We start from the raw sequence: 16,296 nt of genomic DNA, 5'->3' as shown, positions 1-16,296 counted from the left end.
GCTCGCACGGGCAGCGCCGCACCGATCCATGAGGGACCGGTGCGGCAACAGTGTCAATTAGTAACCGAGGCCCTTTTTGGCTTCGTAGACCTTCATCGGATCATCAGCCGGCGTGTAGAGCTTCGATTCCGTCTGGATCCACTTCGGCGGCTCCTTCTTGTCCTTCAGATAGGCGTCAAGCACATCGAATGCCGGGCCGGCCATGTTCGGCGTAAGCTCGACCGTCGCGTTGGCTTCGCCTGCCGCCATCGCCTGGAAGATGTCCGGAACGGCGTCGATAGAGACGACGAGGATATCCTTGCCGGGCTTCAGGCCGGCTTCCTTGATCGCCTGAATGCCGCCGACGGCCATATCGTCGTTGTGGGCATAAAGCGCGCAGATGTCCTTACCGCCGTTTTCAGCCTTCAGGAAGCTTTCCATGACTTCCTTGCCCTTGGAGCGGGTGAAGTCGCCGGTCTGGCTGCGGACGATCTTGAAGTTCTCGTGGCCGGCAAGCGCTTCCTCGAAGCCCTTCTTGCGGGCAATCGCCGGCGAGGAACCGGTGGTGCCTTGCAGTTCGACGATGTTGCACTTCTTGTCGCCGGCATTCTTGACGAGCCACTCGCCCGCAACCTTGCCTTCATGGACTTGGTCGGAGGTCACAGCCGTCAGATAGAGATCATCCGGAGCCTTGATGGTACGGTCGAGCAGGATGACCGGGATTTCGGCTTCCTTGGCTTCCTTGAGGACATCGTCCCAGCCTGTTTCGACGACGGGAGCGAGGAAAATTGCGTTGACGCCTTGTGCAACGAAGGAGCGCAGCGCCTTGATCTGGTTCTCCTGCTTCTGCTGGGCATCGGAAAATTTTAGATCAACGCCGCGCTTCTCAGCTTCCTGCTTAGTCACCGTCGTCTCAGCGGCACGCCAGCCGGACTCCGAGCCGATCTGTGAGAAGCCCACGACAAGCTCAGCTGCAGATGCAGAACCGAACATGCAGGCAGCCAAAACCGTGGCACTCAAAAGTGCATTTTTCAATTTCATGATTGTCTCTCCCAAATGCCGCTCCTCGCGGCGCAGGAGAGAAAAAATCATATAGTATTACTTTTGTAAATTACTATTTTAGGATGGCTCGCAAAAAAAGGCGCTCAGAGAGGGAGCGCCTTTTGCAACTGCGAAAATGCAGCGATTATTGCGGCAGTTTGTCGTCGACGCCTTGGATGTAGAAGTTCATGCCGAGCAGCGTGCCATCATCGGCCTTCTCGCCATCCTTCAGCCAGGGCGTACCGTCCTGCTTGTTGATCGGGCCGGTGAAGGGATGCAGTTCGCCGGACTTGATCTTGGCCTCGGTTTCTTCGGCCATCTTCTTCACGTCGTCCGGCATGTTCGTGTAGGGCGCCATCGTCAAGATGCCGTCTTTCAGGCCGTCCCAGATCTGTTCAGACTTCCACGTGCCGTCGAGCAGGGCCTTTGTGCGCTTGGTATAGTAAGCGCCCCATGTGTCGACGATTGCCGTCAACTGGGTTTTCGGACCGGCCTTGATCATGTCCGACGCCTGACCGAAGGCCATTATGCCACGTTCGGCAGCAACCTGCATCGGCGCCGTGGTGTCGGTGTGCTGTGTCAAGATGTCGACGCCCTGGTCGATCAGTGCCTTGGCGGCGTCGGCTTCCTTGCCCGGGTCGAACCAAGTATTGGCCCATACGACTTTCAGCTTGAAGTCGGGATTCACGGACTTCGCGCCGAGTTCGAATGCGTTGATCCCCATCACCACTTCCGGAATCGGGAAGGAAGCGATGTAGCCGGCGAGGCCCTTCTTCGACATCTTGGCGGCGATCTGGCCCTGAATGTAGCGGCCCTCATAGAAGCGCGAATTGTAGGTCGCGACGTTTTCCGCTGCCTTGAAGCCCGTTGCGTGCTCAAACTTCACCTTCGGGAACTTCTGGGCGACCTTGACGGTGGCATCCATGAAGCCGAACGAGGTGGTGAAGATCAGCGAGCAGCCGGAGCGGGCCATGCGCTCGATCGCGCGCTCGGCGTCCGGACCTTCCGGAACACTTTCGAGGTAAGGTGTTTCAACCTTATCGCCGAATTCCTTTTCGACCTGCAGGCGGCCGTTTTCATGGGCTTGCGTCCAGCCGCCGTCCGTGCGGGTGCCGACATAGATGAAGCAGACCTTGGTCTTGTCTGCGGCTTGTGCGGCCGAGCCGACGCTGATGACAAGCGCAGCGGTTGCCGCAAGTGCGAGTGCTAGTTTCTTCATTTTAGCCCCTGTTGGTTGGGAGTTTGAAACCCGTCTGTTGTTGTGCGTCACCGGTCAGGCACGAAGGCCTTGCCAAGCGATGCCGGCGTGTTGATCAACGTCGTGCGCCGATTATGAGAAATGATGATGAGAACGACAATAGTCGCGGCATAAGGCAGCATCGAAAGAAACTGCGACGGAATGCCGATCCCAAAGGCCTGCGCGTGAAGCTGGCCGATCGAGACCGCACCGAATAGATAGCCTCCCGCAAGCACCCGCCACGGCCGCCAAGACGCAAAGACGACGAGCGCAAGCGCGATCCAGCCGCGCCCCGCCGCCATGTTCTCCACCCACTGCGGCGTATAGACGAGCGAAAGCTGCGCCCCGGCAAGCCCGGCACAGGCGCCGCCGAACATGACCGCCAGGTAGCGGGTACGAATGACATCAATCCCGAGCGCGTGTGCCGAACTGTGATTGTCGCCGATCGCCCGCAACTTCAGGCCCCGGCGGCTTTTGAAGAGGAACCAGTTGATGCCGATGACGAGCGCGATGGACAGGTAGAAAACCAGATCCTGATGAAAAAGAACCGGTCCGATGAAGGGAATGTCGGAAAGATACGGAATGTAGATCTGCGGAACCTTGATACCGGGGATGCCGACATAGCTCTCGCCGAGCATCCCGGAGGCCCCAAGCCCGAGGATCGTCAGCGCAAGGCCGGTCGCGACCTGATTGGTTACCAGCGTCAGCGTCAGGAAGCCGAAGAGAAGCGAGAACACTGCGCCGGTCGCGATACCGGCCAGCAGGCCGATATAAGGCGATCCGGTGGCCTGGGCAGCGGCAAAGGCGCCGACGGCGCCCATGATCATCATACCCTCAACGCCCAGGTTCAAGACTCCGGCGCGCTCCGTCACAAGTTCGCCGAATGCAGCGATCACGAGGGGCGTGGCGGCCGTGATGACGGTCAGCAGGATGGCTTCGAAGATCATTGCGCCACCTTCCCGGTGACTACCTGCACTCGCGACCAGACGATCCTGATCCTGTAGAAGATCAGCGTGTCGCAAGAGAGCACGAAAAATAGCAGGAGCCCCTGGAAGACGCGCGTCACCTTGTCGGACACCCCGATCGAGAGCTGTGCCGCCTCGCCGCCGAGATAGGTAAGCGCCAGCACTAAGCCGGAGGCAGTGATGCCGAGGGGATTGAGGCGTCCGAGAAAGGCGACGATGATCGCCGTGAAGCCGTAACCCGGCGAAATGGCCGGCTGCAGGTGGCCGATCGAACCAGACACTTCGGAAATGCCGGCGAGACCGGCAAGCGCGCCGGACAACAGAAAGCTGAACCAGATCATCCGCCTCGAGGAGAAGCCCGCAAAGCGCCCTGCCCGCTCGGACTGGCCGAGCACGACGACCTCGAAGCCCTTCAGCGTATAGCGCATCATAAACCAGACGAGGATCGCCGCGAGGATCGCAAAAATGAAGGCCCAGTGCGCGCGTCCCGACTCTTCCCAGATAGCCGGAAGGACCGCCTCCGGAGCAAAGTCGCGCGAAACGGGAAAATTGAAGCCCTTCGGATCGCGCCAGGCACCACGGATCAGCCAATCGAGGAAAAGCTGGGCGATATAGACCAGCATCAGCGAGGTCAGGATTTCATTGGTATTGAAATGCGCCTTCAAGAGTGCCGGGATGGCGGCGAAGAGCGCGCCGCCGATGGCGCCCATGATCAGCATCAGCGGCAGCACGAGGGGCGAATGCCAGTCGTAGAAGACGATCGGCAGGATCGAGCCTGCGATCGCACCGATGGTGAACTGGCCTTCGGCACCAATGTTCCAGTTGTTCGAGCGATAGCAAACCGAAAGGCCGACTGCGATCAGGATGAGCGGCGCGGCCTTGATCGCCAGTTCGTGCAGCGACCAGATTTCGAGCAAGGGTTCGACGAAGAAGGCGTTTAGTGCCCCGACTGGATCCTTGCCGAGCAGAGCGAACATGATGCTGCCTGCAACCAGCGTCAGCACCAGTGCCAGGAGCGGCGAAACGAACCCGAAGAGTTTCGAGACCTGTGGCCGTTTTTCGAGTTCAATGCGCATCGCCGGTCTCCGCGGCAGGCCCGCTTTCATGCAGACCGCCCATCAGGATGCCGATCTGCTCGCGGGTCAGTTCACCGGCCGGGAACGGCGGCGAAAGACGCCCTTCCGAGATGACGGCAATATCGGTTGCGACTTCGAATATCTCATCGAGGTCCTGACTGATGACGACGACGGCAGAGCCGGCGCGTGCGAGATCGACGAGCGCCTGACGAATGTGGCTCGCAGCCCCCGCGTCGACGCCCCAGGTCGGCTGATTGACGACGAGGACCCCCGGCTGGCGGTCGAGCTCCCGGCCGACGATGAACTTCTGGAGATTGCCGCCCGACAACGCCCCTGCGGCGGGATCCTCACCACTCCTGCGGACGTCCATGTTTTCCGAAATGCGTTTTGCCGCACTCCTCACCGCTCCGCGCCGGATGATCTTGAGAAAGCCACCGCCAAGAAACGCCTTGCGGTCCGACTGGCTGCGCGCGAGCACCACATTATCCGAAAGCTTCATGGCCGAAACTGCGGCGTGGCCGTGGCGCTCTTCCGGGACGAAGCCCGCACCGAGCAGGCGGCGGGCGGTGATGCCCTGCGTGCCGACAGGCTTCCTGCGGATCATGATCGCCTCAGGCCGCGCCACCGGATATTCGCCGGACAATGCGTCGAAAAGCTCGCCCTGCCCGTTACCGGCGACACCGGCAATCGCCAGGATTTCGCCGGAGCGGACCGCAAGCGACACATCCCTGAGCGGTGTGGCAAAGGGCGTGCGCGGAGCGACCGAAAGGCTCGTTACTGCAAGTTGAACGTCCCCCACTTTGCCGCGATCGGGATGGCTCACCCTCGGCACGTGGGAGCCGACCATCATTCTGGCGAGGGAACCGGGAGTCTCCCGCTTCGGATCGCAGGCGCCGGTAACCCTGCCGTGGCGAAGCACGGTTGCGCGATCGCAAATGCGCTGCACCTCCTCGAGGCGATGGCTGATATAGAGCACAGAACGGCCCTCCGCCTTCAGCTTGAAGAGCGTTTCGAAGAGTTTGTCGGCCTCCTGGGGCGTCAGAACCGAGGTCGGCTCGTCGAGGATTATCAGCTTCGGATTTTGCAGCAATGCGCGGACGATTTCGATGCGCTGACGCTCCCCGACGGAAAGGTCGGCCACATGGGCGTGCGGATCGAGCGGCAGCCCGTAAGCGCGCGACAATGCCCTCGCCTCTTCGGCGATCCGGCCGATCGGAATCTTGTCATCGAGGGAGAGCGCAATGTTTTCGGCGACCGTCAGGGCTTCGAAAAGCGAAAAATGCTGGAAGACCATGCCGATGCCGAGCTTGCGGGCTTCTCCAGGTGCGCCAACCGCAACCGGCTTTCCCTCCCAGAGGATATCGCCGGCCGTCGGCTCCAAAACGCCGAACAGCATCTTCACCAACGTGGACTTGCCTGCGCCGTTCTCTCCGAGAAGCGCGTGGATCTCGCCCGGAGCGATATCGAGGTCGATTTCGTTGCAGGCGGTAAAGCTACCGAAGAGCTTCGTCAGTTTCTGGACCGACAGTAACGCACCGGACGGCAGCGCATTCAATGACGACACGTTCCCCTCATTTCCCTCTGCCGACCTGTCCGTTCCGGATCGTTTATGGGATCAGCAGCGTAGTTCCCGTAGTTCTTCTTGTTTCTAGATCCGTGTGAGCTCGTCCCACCTCACGCAACGGATAGGTTTGGTTGATATTGATACGCACTTTGCTGCTTAGCACAATATCAAATAGCGCGTTTGCACAGGCGGTCAGTTCATCGCGTGTGGCAATGTAGGTGAAAAGCGTCGGCCTCGTTGCATATAGCGAGCCCCGCTGCGCCAGCATCGCCATCGTGAAATTCTCAATAGCGCCAGAGGATTGACCGAAGGAGACAAACATGCCGCGCGGCTTCAGGCAGTCGAGCGATTGCGGGAATGTATCACGGCCGATCGAGTCGTAGACGACGTCCACGCCTTTGCCGCCGGTGAGCTCACGAACGCGGTCGAGGAAGTTTTCCGTCCTGTAGTTGATGACGTAATCGTAGCCATGCTCGAGCGCGAGCTTCACCTTGTCTTGCGAGCCGGCGGTACCGATCACGGTAGCGCCCAGCGCCTTTGCCCATTGCCCTGCGATGAGGCCGACGCCGCCGGCGGCAGCATGGAAAAGCAGAACCGTTTCAGGACCGACCTTGAATGTTCGGTTCAGCAGATATTCGGCGGTCATGCCCTTCAGCATCATCGCGGCTGCTGTTTCCAGGCTGATCGCGTCGGGCACCTTGACGAGGTGCTTGGCCTCGACATTCCGCTCGACGCTGTAGGCGCCGTCGGCACCGGCATAGGCAACCCGGTCACCGACTGCGAAACCGTTGACGCCAGGTCCGATCGCCGTCACGGTGCCTGCCGCTTCCTTCCCGGCGATGAACGGCAGATGCGCCGCCTTATAAGTTCCATCGCGGAAATACACGTCGATGAAATTGAGCCCGATGGCAGCGTGCCTGATCTGGATCTCGTCGGCGGATGGCGGCGGCAAATCGACATCGACATACTCAAGAACTTCAGGACCGCCATTGCGGCTGAAAGCAATCGCCTGCGTCTTTGTCATAACCGCCTCCTATTCGCTACGTCCCAGCGCCGGGAAGAACTGCAGTACGGCGCCGATGCAATAAAGATAGATACCGCTGATCACGAAGAGAATAATGGCCCATTGCGGCATGCTGAAGTGCATGAGCAGTGAAAACATGCCGAGCGCCGACCAGAAGAAGAAAACGCCGAGATTGATGAACCGCAGACGCTGGACGCGCACCGGATGCAGGAAATTGATTGGCAGGAAGGTAAGGATCACCGAGACGATCACCACCGTCAGGGCGGTCGCAGCGCTTGCGTCGATGACGAAGAGCGTAAAGACGATCATATTCCAGACGACAGGGAAACCGGAGAAGAAATACTCCTCGGTCTTCATTCCCATATCGGCATAATAGATGGCGCTCGACACGACAATCATGCCGGCGGCGGCAAAAGACCAGGGTTCACCGATCATGCCGCTCTGGTATAGTGCGAAAGCCGGCAAAAGCACGTAGGTTACATAATCGATGATATTGTCGAGCGTGTCGCCCGACCAGTTGGGCAGCACCTCCTTCACCCGCACCTTACGGGCGATGGGACCGTCGATGCCGTCGACGAGCAGAGCAAGGCCCAACCACCAGAACATGTCGATGAAGCGGTGTTCGGCGGCGGCGACCACGCCCAGAAATGCGAGGAAAGAGCCGGACGCCGTCAAAATATGGACGGAAAAGGCGCGTATCTCTGCATAAGGAACGCGCTTGTAGTTGAAAATCTTCATGTTCCCCCGTACCGCCTGCCGCCGCTTGAACCTGTGGGCAGCGTTTTGGCCTTAATATGCATCCTTTGCCCCGCTTCGCCAGCGCAAAAGCAACAAGATCATGCAGGCATTGATACATGACAATGATACGCATATTTCCTACTGATAGCGTCGCAGAGAATGGAATGCCTTTAATTTCCGGCATATTTGTAATATCTGCCTCGCATCAGACCTATCATGCGACGAATACGGGATCCGATACCGAATGAACGCTCCAGCAAAGACCGAAGATTTCGCCTCCGCCGTTCCGGCAAATGTCTATGCCGAAACGGTGCTGAGCGTCACGCAATATACGGACCGGCTCTTCCGCTTCACCATGACCCGACCGCAGGGTTTCCGTTTCCGTTCCGGCGAGTTCGCGATGATCGGCCTCATGGTCGATGGCAAGCCGATTTTTCGTGCGTACTCCATTGCAAGCCCCGCCTGGGCCGAAGAACTCGAATTCTTCTCGATCAAGGTGCCGGACGGCCCGCTCACATCGCATCTCCAGGACATCAAGCCGGGCGACCAGGTTCTGATGCGCAAGAAGCCGACGGGTACGCTGGTGCTTGACGCGTTGACGCCCGGCAAGCGGCTTTACATGTTCTCGACCGGAACGGGCATCGCGCCCTTCGCAAGCCTCATCCGCGACCCCGATACCTACGAGAAGTACGAGGAAGTGATCCTCACCCACACGACGCGCGAGGTCGCGGAACTGAAATACGGCTTCGATCTGATAGAAGAGATCCGGAACGACGAACTGCTGAGCGAGATCGTCGGCGACAAACTGCGTCACTATGCGACGGTCACCCGCGAGGATTTCGAATATCGCGGTCGCATCACCGACCTGATCTCCTCCGGCAAGCTCTTTACCGATCTTGGCGTTCCGCCGCTCGACCCGGCAATCGACCGCGGCATGATCTGCGGCTCGTCCGCCATGTTGAAGGACACTAAGGAATTGCTCGAAAAGGCAGGCTTTGAAGAAGGCGCCAACAGCAAGCCGGCCGAGTTCGTCATCGAACGCGCCTTCGTCGGTTGACGGTTTTTGGATTATTGATTGAACGGCTCCGGAGACGGGGCCGTTTTCATTTGTGGCTGAGATAGTCGATCAAGGCCGCCATTGCCTGCCGCGATTCTTCTACCTTGCCCTGCTGGATGGCGCGAATAACCGTGACGTGCAGCTTGATCGAGCGGTCCATCCGCTCCGGAGTGGCCATCGAATACCAAAGACGGCGTGAATGTGTCTGCACAGGTCCGAGCGACGCGGTGATGTATGTATTCGGGCAAGCCTCTTCGAGTAGCTCGTCGAATGCCTTGTCGGCAGCGAAGAAGGCGGCAAGATCGCCATTGACCGCGCAATTGGTCATTGTGCGGGCGCAGTCTATCAGCGCCCGCCGCTGCTCGTCCGTCGCATGCTTCGCGACCAGCGACGCAGCAATAGGCTCCAGTTCCCTGCGCACCTGCATGACATTGGCATGGTCGTCCGGTTTGATCTCCGCCACCTGCAGCCCGACCCGCGGCCTGACGATGACGAGCCCCTGCCAGGCAAGCTTCTGTATCGCTTCGCGCACCGGCGTACGGCCGTGACCGGCAATATCGATCAGCTGCTTTTCGGTCACCAGCGCGCCCGGCTTCAACACCAGCGTCACAATCGCGTGTTCAAGTGCGAGATAGGCTAGATGGCTCTGTGAACTCTGCATTCGATAGTCCATACTTCATCCTGATATATCAGATATTGACACGACGCAAATCAGATGGCAAGCTACTGTGATATATCAGAGTTAAGGAGACGAACATGTGGCGCGGCGTATTTCCTGCAGTAACGACGAAATTCACTGAGAGCGGCGAGCTAGATCTTGCCGAAATGGAACGCTGCTTCGGGCTCCAGGCCGATGCAGGTGTCGATGGCATCATCGTCTGCGGCTCGCTCGGCGAGAACATGACGCTCGAGCCGGAAGAAAAGCTGGAGATCCTGAATGTCGCGCGCTCGGCTGCGGGTTCGAGGCCAGTCCTAATGACGGTTTGCGAAAGCTCGACAAAGCGTGGCGCCGCTGCAGCCAAGGCCGCAGCAAAGGCCGGTGCGAGCGGCTTCATGGTCTTGCCAGGCGTACCTTACAAATCCGCTCCGGAAGAGACGCTGACGCATGTCCAGACGATTGCCGCGGCCGGTGGCCTGCCGATCATGGTCTACAACAATCCTATCGCCTATGGCGTAGACGTCACGATCCCGATGTTCGAAGAGCTGGCGAAGAACGATCTCGTCGTCGCCATGAAGGAATCGACCGACGATATCCGCCGCGTGACGGACGTCTTCAATGCCTTCGGCGAACGCTTCGATGTGTTTACCGGCGTCGACAACCTGGCGCTCGAAAGTCTCTTGATGGGGGCGCACGGCTGGGTCGCCGGTCTCGTCGTCGCCTTCCCGAAGGAAACGGTCGCAATCTATAAGCTCGTCCAGGCGGGCCGCCTCGATGAAGCGCGCGCCATCTACCGCTGGTTCCGGCCGCTGCTCGACCTGGACGTCTCGACCTTCCTCGTCCAGAACATCAAGCTTGCGGAAGTCTACGCCATTCAGTCGAACGACCGCGTCCGCGCCCCTCGCCTGCCGCTCTGCGGCGAACAGCGCCTGCGCGTCGTTGGCGTGATTGAAAAGGCGCTTTCAAACCGCCCGGAACTGCCGAAGTTCTGATCAATCGGCACACGGAGTGTTCCAAGGCCGGGCATCGCCCGGCCTTGTTCATTCGTGCCGTAAGGCCTCGATCGGATTGAGCTGCGCGGCCCTTCGCGCCGGGAAATAGCCGAAGATCATGCCGATTGCGGCCGAGAAGACGAAGGCGACGGCGATCATCAGCGGGCTGACGACGAAGGGAACCTTCAAGAGCGTCACGGCGGTGAAGCCGATGCCTAATCCGAATACGATGCCCGTGATGCCGCCGAAGAGCGACAGCGCAACCGCCTCGACCAGAAACTGCAACAGTACCTGCGTCTCCAATGCGCCGATCGCAAGCCGGATGCCGATCTCCCGTGTGCGTTCAGTGACCGACACTAGCATGATGTTCATGATGCCGATCCCGCCGACCAGAAGGCTGATTGCGGCGACAGCGCCAAGCAATCCCGTAAGCAATGTCGTCGTACCCGTCATGGCTTCGGCGATCTGCGTCATGTCGTTGACGTTGAAATCGTCTTCGCGGCCCGGAACGATCTTGCGGCGCTCGCGCAGCAGGTTCTCGGTCTCCGTCTGAATCTTGGAGGTCGAAACGCCATCGCGGGCCGAAATGACGATCATCTGGACATTGGCGTTGGCCCTGCCGCCGATCCGGCGCTGATAGATCTTCACGGGCATGATCACGACATCGTCCTGGTCAGTGCCCATGCCCGATTGCCCGCGCTTCGCCAGCACGCCGATGACGCCGCAGGACACCTTGCCCACGCGAATCTGCTGCCCTGTCGGACTGGCCGCGCCGAAAAGCTGCGATCGGACCGTCTCGCCGAGGATGCAGCGGGCGCGGCCGCGCTCTTCGGCCGCCTCGAAGGTGCGGCCGAGAGCAATGTCCCAGTCCTGCGCGATAAAATAGTCGTTGGTCGTGCCCATGACGGTAGTCGAATGACTCTGGCCACCGTAGATCGCCGTCGCCGTCGTCTGGTTGAGTGGCGCGACTGCTCGTAGGCCAGTTAGCTGATCGCGGATCGCATCGACGTCCTTAACGGTGAACCGTCTCGCCTCGGAGCTCGCGCGCCCCGGACCGAACTGGCCGGGACGCACGAAGAGCATGTTGGTCCCGAGCCGCGAGAGCTCTGCGGAGACCTGCTCTGTGGTGCCGTTGCCGATCGTCACCAAGGCTATGACGGCGGCAACGCCGATGACGACGCCGAGCACGGTGAGGAAGGAACGCAGGATGTTGCGGCTAATGGCGCGCAGCGCGAGTTTCAGTGTTTCAAGAAACATGATCCGCCTCGCCCTGATGCGCGACCTCGGCTTCGAGCTTTCCATCAACGAAACGGAGGATGCGCTCTGCATAGGCCGCAATGTCGGGTTCATGCGTGACCATGACGATGGTGATGCCCTGCTCCCGGTTCAGCCGCGTCATCAGATCCATGATCTCGGCGCTGGTTTTCGTGTCGAGATTGCCGGTCGGCTCGTCGGCAAGCAGCAGGGCTGGTTCGGTGACGATCGCGCGCGCGATTGCCACGCGCTGCTGTTGGCCACCGGAAAGCTCCTGCGTCTTATGGTGCTCGCGCCCCGTCAGTCCGACCAAGCCGAGCGCTTCCTTGGCGCGCCGGTGGCGCTCGCCCGCTGCGACACCGCGGTAGATCAGCGGCAACTCTACATTCTCGACCGCCGATGTCCGCGCGAGAAGATTGAACCCCTGGAAAACGAAGCCCAGCATATGGCGTCTCAGCAGCGTCAGCTGACTGCGACCGAAACCGCTCGTGGAAATGCCCTGGAAGACGTAGTCGCCGGCGCTCGGAACATCGAGGCAGCCGAGGAGATTCATTGCCGTCGACTTGCCTGACCCCGACGGCCCCATGATCGCAACGAATTCATGGGCGCCGATCCGGAGATCGACATGGTCGAGCGCGCGGATCGCCGCCTCGCCGTGACCATAGATCTTCGATACCTGCCTGAATTCGAGAAGCGGCGGACTGGTCATCGTTCGCCCGCCTATTGCGTCCGTGTCGTCGCGTCGGTCACAAGCGCATCGCCTTCCTTGAGTTCACCGGCCGTGACCTGTGTCAACTGACCGTCCGAGGAACCAACCTGGATGACGAGGGGCACCTGGCGGCCCTCGCGCAACACCCACACGCGCCGTTTGGCGCCGGTGAGCGCTTCACTGCGGTTGCCGCCGGAGCGAGGCCCCATACGCGGCGGGCGGAAAAGACCGAAGATGCCGCGGCTGCCGCGCGATTCGGCTTCTGGCGGTGCATAGCGCAACGCGGCGTTCGGCACCATCAGGGTATCCTTGACGGCCTCGACGGTGATATCCGCCGTTGCCGTCATACCCGGGCGCAAGAGGAGATCAGCGTTGTCGACCGAAAGCACGGCCTTGTAGGTGACGACATTGTTGGTCGTCTCGGAGGCGAAGCGGATCTGCTCGATCTCGGCGGGAAAGGACTTGTTCGGATAGGCGTCGACCGTGAAGGTCGCCTTCTGCCCGACGCCAATCTGGCCGACATCGGCCTCGTCCACATCGACCTGCAGTTCCATCTTCCTGAGATCGCCGGCGATGGTGAAGAGAACCGGCGCCGAAAGAGACGCGGCGACGGTGGCACCCGGATCGACAGAGCGCGTCAGGATAACGCCGTCAACCGGCGAAACGATCCTGGCCTTTGCAAGGTTGACCTCGGCGAGCCGCAGGTCGGCCTCGGCAGAGAGCACTTCCGCCTCGTTGATCTGCTTCGTGGCTGCGGCGGACTCGTATTTGTAGGTCGCATCGTCAAGGCTTTGCTGCGTCGAGACGCTGCCTTTGACGAGGCTCCTCAAGCGTTCCAGCGAAACCTGCGCCGACAGCAGATCGGCATTCGCCTTCAGCACATTCGCCTTGGCCGAATCGAGTTTCGCGCGCGAGCTCTTCACATCGGCCTCCAGCTTGTTCGTATCGAGAACTGCCAGCACCTCGCCGGATTTGACCTCGCTGTTGTAGTCGACATTGACGTCGCGCACGGTGCCGGAAAGTTCGCTCGATATGTCGACCTGCTCCGTCGGCTGCACCGAGCCCGTCGCCGTCACGAGAACTGTCAGGTCGCCGCGCTTTGCCGGCTGCGTCACATAGCTGTATCCGTTGCCGCCGCGGCCGTTGTAAAAATAGGCACCGGTCCCGGCGACCGCGATCAATGCTGCAGCGGCGATAAGGCGGCCGCGCCAGCGGCGGCCTTTGCCGCGCTTGGCGGAGGCCGCTAGGACGGCAGCAAGATCGGTATTGGCTGCTGCAGCCTTCCTGCCGCTTCCGGAATCGTCCATAAGACCCTCAAGTCAACATTAGAAGCGCCTGCTCCGTTTACCATCCAAATAGTCATAGCGAAGATGAACCGGAAATTAGCGTTAGAGGCGCATTCGCACGGAATGACGAAAAAGTGCAATTAAATCTTGGTAATGAAAAGTCCGCTTTAGCCGGCATCTTCCTGATACTGGTCGCTCCCCTGCAGCGGATGCAGCCAGCTTTCGCGGCGTTTGATCCACACCTCGTAGAGCGGCTCGATTTCCATCGGCGCATCATCGAGAGATCCAAGTCGGAGCTCCGCCTCCTTCTCGGTAAGACAAAACAGCCGACCGCCGCACGCCGGACAGAAGCTGCGGCCTTCATATGTCGCGACCGAACCGGAATGCTCGAATGCCGCGAGCGGCCATACGGCGAACGTGACGAAGGCCGAGCCGCTCTCTTTCCGGCAGTCCGCACAGTGGCATAGCCCGGCACGAAGCGGCTCGCCCTTCACTTCATATCTGACGGCGCCGCAAAGGCAGCCCCCAGTGCGCATTCTCATCAGGCGTCGAAATCCAGCGGCAGCCTCGGCGGCTTGCGCTTGGCGGCCATCAGGAGATCGAGCTCGGTCGCCGACGGTCCGAATTTTTCATAGAGCCGCTTGGCCTCCTTTTCATCCAAACGGTATTTCCGGGCGAATTCGTTTATGCTGTAAGGCCGGCCGCGCAACACTCTGCGCGTCGGCACCGTCTGATTGGCAGATTCGGCCATGGCAACCTCCTTTATACAACCCGGAAGTTAGGGCGCTCAGGGCGGTTGGGAAGCTTGCTGAAGCCCGAAAAACGACAGACTAAAGGCTCGAACCGTCGAGCCCTCCGCGGCGCATAACGAAACACTCGGCGTCAGTTGGTGTGGGAGACTCCTTCTAATGATGCCTCGGATCGAGACGCATGCGGTGGATATTTACCGGCTATTATCCTTACCGGTTCATTGAAATGGACCGACTCAACGAAAGCCGATCAACGTTATCGGGCCGTAGAACACCCCTCCCCGCTACGGCAGGAGACCTGGCAATCGGGCTACAGGAGGTCCGCGGCTGGGTCTCCGCCATTACGTTCTCGGATCCGGAGGCGCAAAATGCCTGCTCGAAGGCGGGCCCGACTGTCAGCAATTCTGCTGCTTCTTAGCCGATCCGCATCGCGTCCATGATCTGATCTGTGGTTTGCCGAGGTCCCCGCTTGGAGACATAGTGCTCAGCCGTATGCAGCCTAGGTGCCGCAAGGGGTTCGGCAACCTTCTCAGTCTCATTTCGTTCCGCAGTTAGCTTGCTGTCCAAGTACTTCCAGAAGATCAAGCCGAACACGCAAAAGAAGAACAGCACTGTTTACAGGATCGCTGGCTGGTCATCTTCGCCGCCTTGCTACCCCGGCACCCCCCAAAAATAGTCCATGTGTCACTTCCAAGTCACTCGACAATAAATTTCAAGTATGCTTAAGTATTTCTTGTTCGGTTAATCAACTTTCTGGGACTTGCGATACTTGCATGACACAAATCCGAAATGCGCTTCTGACCGTTGAGGCATGGGCCCGATACCCGGTGTCCGATTCTGAGGAAATGAATACCAATTTGCCGGGTCTCAGTGAGGCCTGGGAGATGGATCTAGTTGAGGAAAACAGCTCCGGCTTCGACGTCTGCATGCATTTCTCGTTGACCCGCGCTGGCGTAGAGTTCCTTCACGGCCCTCAACCTTCGCTAAGTGATGTTATTTTGAGATCTGCCCGACGCCTATTCGGTCATATCGTTGGATATCCGATCGCCTGAACGTCTTAAACGCGGTCAAGATTGCCACCTTAGCCGTGCCGTTCGCCCAATTGATGTGCAGACCGTTGCCGACGCCGTAGTTGATGACATTGCTGTCGCGGGGGCCGAGACGATGTCGGCAGGTTCGAAGACCGTGCCGAAGGCTCCAATGCCGGATGGGAACGCAGCCACGGGTTCAGGCAGGTAGATCGCCACTTCCGCGCCCGTGAAATTCTGGTTCCCGACACCGCTGTGCAAGCGGCGGTCGGCATTAACCAACGATGTCATGAGACGGCCAATATGTAGGGTTAATCACCGCGTGGATGCCCCAGAACACGCCGTCAACTGCGCGTCGTTTCGTTATCCGCTCAAACGCCCTTTCAAGCCGCTCGTCAGACCGTCGATGCGGTTAGCCACGCCTTCGATCGCGCGAAGCAACTGAGCGATGTGCTCCTGCATGCCGGCCTTGGCTTGAGGCGCGCGAGGGCTGGCATTGGAGAGCAACAAATATCCCGCCTGCATTGTTATTTCATTTGCTTCTAAATTAGACTTTAGTAGTGTTCTCGCATTAGGAGCGGGAGGATTCCATGGAACGCGTTGAGCCGGAAAATGCAGATTCCAATATGGCAACGAAGGTCTGGTCGGTGACCGAGTTCTGCGCGCGACATCGATTGGACGAGGAAGAAGAAACGAGACTACTTCAGCTGTTTGGTCCATTCGCGACTGCATGCGAGCTCATGCACAACGCCAAACGGGCACCGAAGTGGCGGTAATCGTGAGCGCGTCCTGCTGCGTTTCGCTTGGTTGGCCTTGAGCGCGATAGCGGCCTCGGAATACGTTTTGTATTTGTAACCGATTTTCCCAGTCTTGGTGTGCACCGGCTACGCCGGTGGCTTTGCTGATCGCGATATTTTATCGTTAACGGCGGTTAACTTT

General features: G+C 59.5%; 17 protein-coding genes. 3 read left to right on the top strand and 14 right to left on the bottom strand.

Going from position 1 to position 16,296, the window contains the following annotated elements:
• Positions 1–57: 57 nt before the first annotated feature.
• The 7 genes from ytfQ to pcsA all read right to left on the bottom strand — a co-directional run bounded on the left by ytfQ (position 58) and on the right by pcsA (position 7,624).
• Positions 58–1,020, bottom strand: coding sequence for a galactofuranose ABC transporter, galactofuranose-binding protein YtfQ (gene ytfQ / locus RGR602_RS09270; RefSeq protein WP_039844856.1), 963 nt, complete (start codon positions 1,018–1,020; stop codon positions 58–60).
• A 145-nt stretch (positions 1,021–1,165) separates the two neighbouring features.
• A complete protein-coding gene (locus RGR602_RS09265) occupies positions 1,166–2,239 on the bottom strand; it encodes a BMP family ABC transporter substrate-binding protein (RefSeq protein ID WP_039844855.1) in 1,074 nt (357 codons plus the stop codon).
• 47 nt (positions 2,240–2,286) lie between these two features.
• A complete protein-coding gene (locus RGR602_RS09260) occupies positions 2,287–3,204 on the bottom strand; it encodes an ABC transporter permease (protein ID WP_039844854.1) in 918 nt (305 codons plus the stop codon).
• A complete protein-coding gene (locus RGR602_RS09255; RefSeq protein WP_039844853.1) occupies positions 3,201–4,298 on the bottom strand; it encodes an ABC transporter permease in 1,098 nt (365 codons plus the stop codon). Before RGR602_RS09255 ends, RGR602_RS09260 begins: the two co-directional genes overlap by 4 nt.
• Positions 4,288–5,853 carry an ABC transporter ATP-binding protein gene (locus RGR602_RS09250; RefSeq protein ID WP_039844852.1) on the bottom strand — a complete coding sequence of 522 codons (1,566 nt, stop codon included), beginning with the start codon at positions 5,851–5,853 and terminating at the stop codon, positions 4,288–4,290. Before RGR602_RS09250 ends, RGR602_RS09255 begins: the two co-directional genes overlap by 11 nt.
• 52 nt (positions 5,854–5,905) lie before the next feature.
• Complete coding sequence (locus tag RGR602_RS09245; RefSeq protein ID WP_039844851.1) at positions 5,906–6,886, bottom strand: quinone oxidoreductase family protein; 981 nt, start codon at positions 6,884–6,886, stop codon at positions 5,906–5,908.
• 9 nt (positions 6,887–6,895) lie between these two features.
• On the bottom strand, positions 6,896–7,624 hold the full coding sequence (gene pcsA / locus RGR602_RS09240) for a phosphatidylcholine synthase (protein WP_039844850.1): 729 nt from the start codon (positions 7,622–7,624) through the stop codon (positions 6,896–6,898).
• A 244-nt stretch (positions 7,625–7,868) separates the two neighbouring features.
• Here pcsA and RGR602_RS09235 point away from each other — a divergent pair, with 244 nt between their 5' ends.
• Positions 7,869–8,681 (top strand): ferredoxin--NADP reductase, encoded by an 813-nt coding sequence (locus RGR602_RS09235; protein WP_039844849.1) that lies wholly within the window; start codon positions 7,869–7,871, stop codon positions 8,679–8,681.
• 46 nt (positions 8,682–8,727) lie between these two features.
• Here RGR602_RS09235 and RGR602_RS09230 read toward each other — a convergent pair whose 3' ends face one another.
• Entirely contained in the window at positions 8,728–9,342 is a 615-nt protein-coding gene (locus RGR602_RS09230; protein ID WP_039846749.1) for a GntR family transcriptional regulator, read from the bottom strand.
• A gap of 95 nt (positions 9,343–9,437) precedes the next feature.
• On the opposite strand from RGR602_RS09230, the gene RGR602_RS09225 reads away from it, so the two are divergent.
• A complete protein-coding gene (locus RGR602_RS09225) occupies positions 9,438–10,331 on the top strand; it encodes a dihydrodipicolinate synthase family protein (protein WP_039844848.1) in 894 nt (297 codons plus the stop codon).
• Between the two features lie 48 nt (positions 10,332–10,379).
• Here RGR602_RS09225 and RGR602_RS09220 read toward each other — a convergent pair whose 3' ends face one another.
• The 6 genes from RGR602_RS09220 to RGR602_RS37030 all read right to left on the bottom strand — a co-directional run bounded on the left by RGR602_RS09220 (position 10,380) and on the right by RGR602_RS37030 (position 15,882).
• Positions 10,380–11,588: an ABC transporter permease gene (locus tag RGR602_RS09220; protein ID WP_039844847.1), complete on the bottom strand. Its 1,209-nt coding sequence runs from the start codon at positions 11,586–11,588 to the stop codon at positions 10,380–10,382.
• Positions 11,578–12,294, bottom strand: a complete 717-nt coding sequence (locus RGR602_RS09215; protein WP_039844846.1) for an ABC transporter ATP-binding protein — start codon at positions 12,292–12,294, stop codon at positions 11,578–11,580. The genes RGR602_RS09220 and RGR602_RS09215 overlap by 11 nt, the downstream gene beginning before the upstream one ends.
• Before the next feature lie 11 nt (positions 12,295–12,305).
• Positions 12,306–13,601 carry an efflux RND transporter periplasmic adaptor subunit gene (locus RGR602_RS09210; RefSeq protein ID WP_039844845.1) on the bottom strand — a complete coding sequence of 432 codons (1,296 nt, stop codon included), beginning with the start codon at positions 13,599–13,601 and terminating at the stop codon, positions 12,306–12,308.
• Positions 13,602–13,747: 146 nt separating this feature from the next.
• Positions 13,748–14,122 (bottom strand): GFA family protein, encoded by a 375-nt coding sequence (locus RGR602_RS09205; RefSeq protein WP_039844844.1) that lies wholly within the window; start codon positions 14,120–14,122, stop codon positions 13,748–13,750.
• Complete coding sequence (locus RGR602_RS09200; RefSeq protein WP_039844843.1) at positions 14,122–14,331, bottom strand: hypothetical protein; 210 nt, start codon at positions 14,329–14,331, stop codon at positions 14,122–14,124. The genes RGR602_RS09205 and RGR602_RS09200 overlap by 1 nt, the downstream gene beginning before the upstream one ends.
• A 1,389-nt stretch (positions 14,332–15,720) precedes the next feature.
• A complete protein-coding gene (locus RGR602_RS37030) occupies positions 15,721–15,882 on the bottom strand; it encodes a hypothetical protein (RefSeq protein ID WP_170250846.1) in 162 nt (53 codons plus the stop codon).
• Positions 15,883–15,947: 65 nt separating this feature from the next.
• On the opposite strand from RGR602_RS37030, the gene RGR602_RS38195 reads away from it, so the two are divergent.
• On the top strand, positions 15,948–16,133 hold the full coding sequence (locus tag RGR602_RS38195) for a hypothetical protein (protein ID WP_039844841.1): 186 nt from the start codon (positions 15,948–15,950) through the stop codon (positions 16,131–16,133).
• Positions 16,134–16,296 lie beyond the last annotated feature (163 nt).

Source organism: Rhizobium gallicum bv. gallicum R602sp (genome assembly GCF_000816845.1).
GTDB classification, from domain to species: domain Bacteria; phylum Pseudomonadota; class Alphaproteobacteria; order Rhizobiales; family Rhizobiaceae; genus Rhizobium; species Rhizobium gallicum.
Note: the sequence above shows the minus strand (reverse complement) of the source record. Positions and strands in the feature narration are given on the sequence as shown.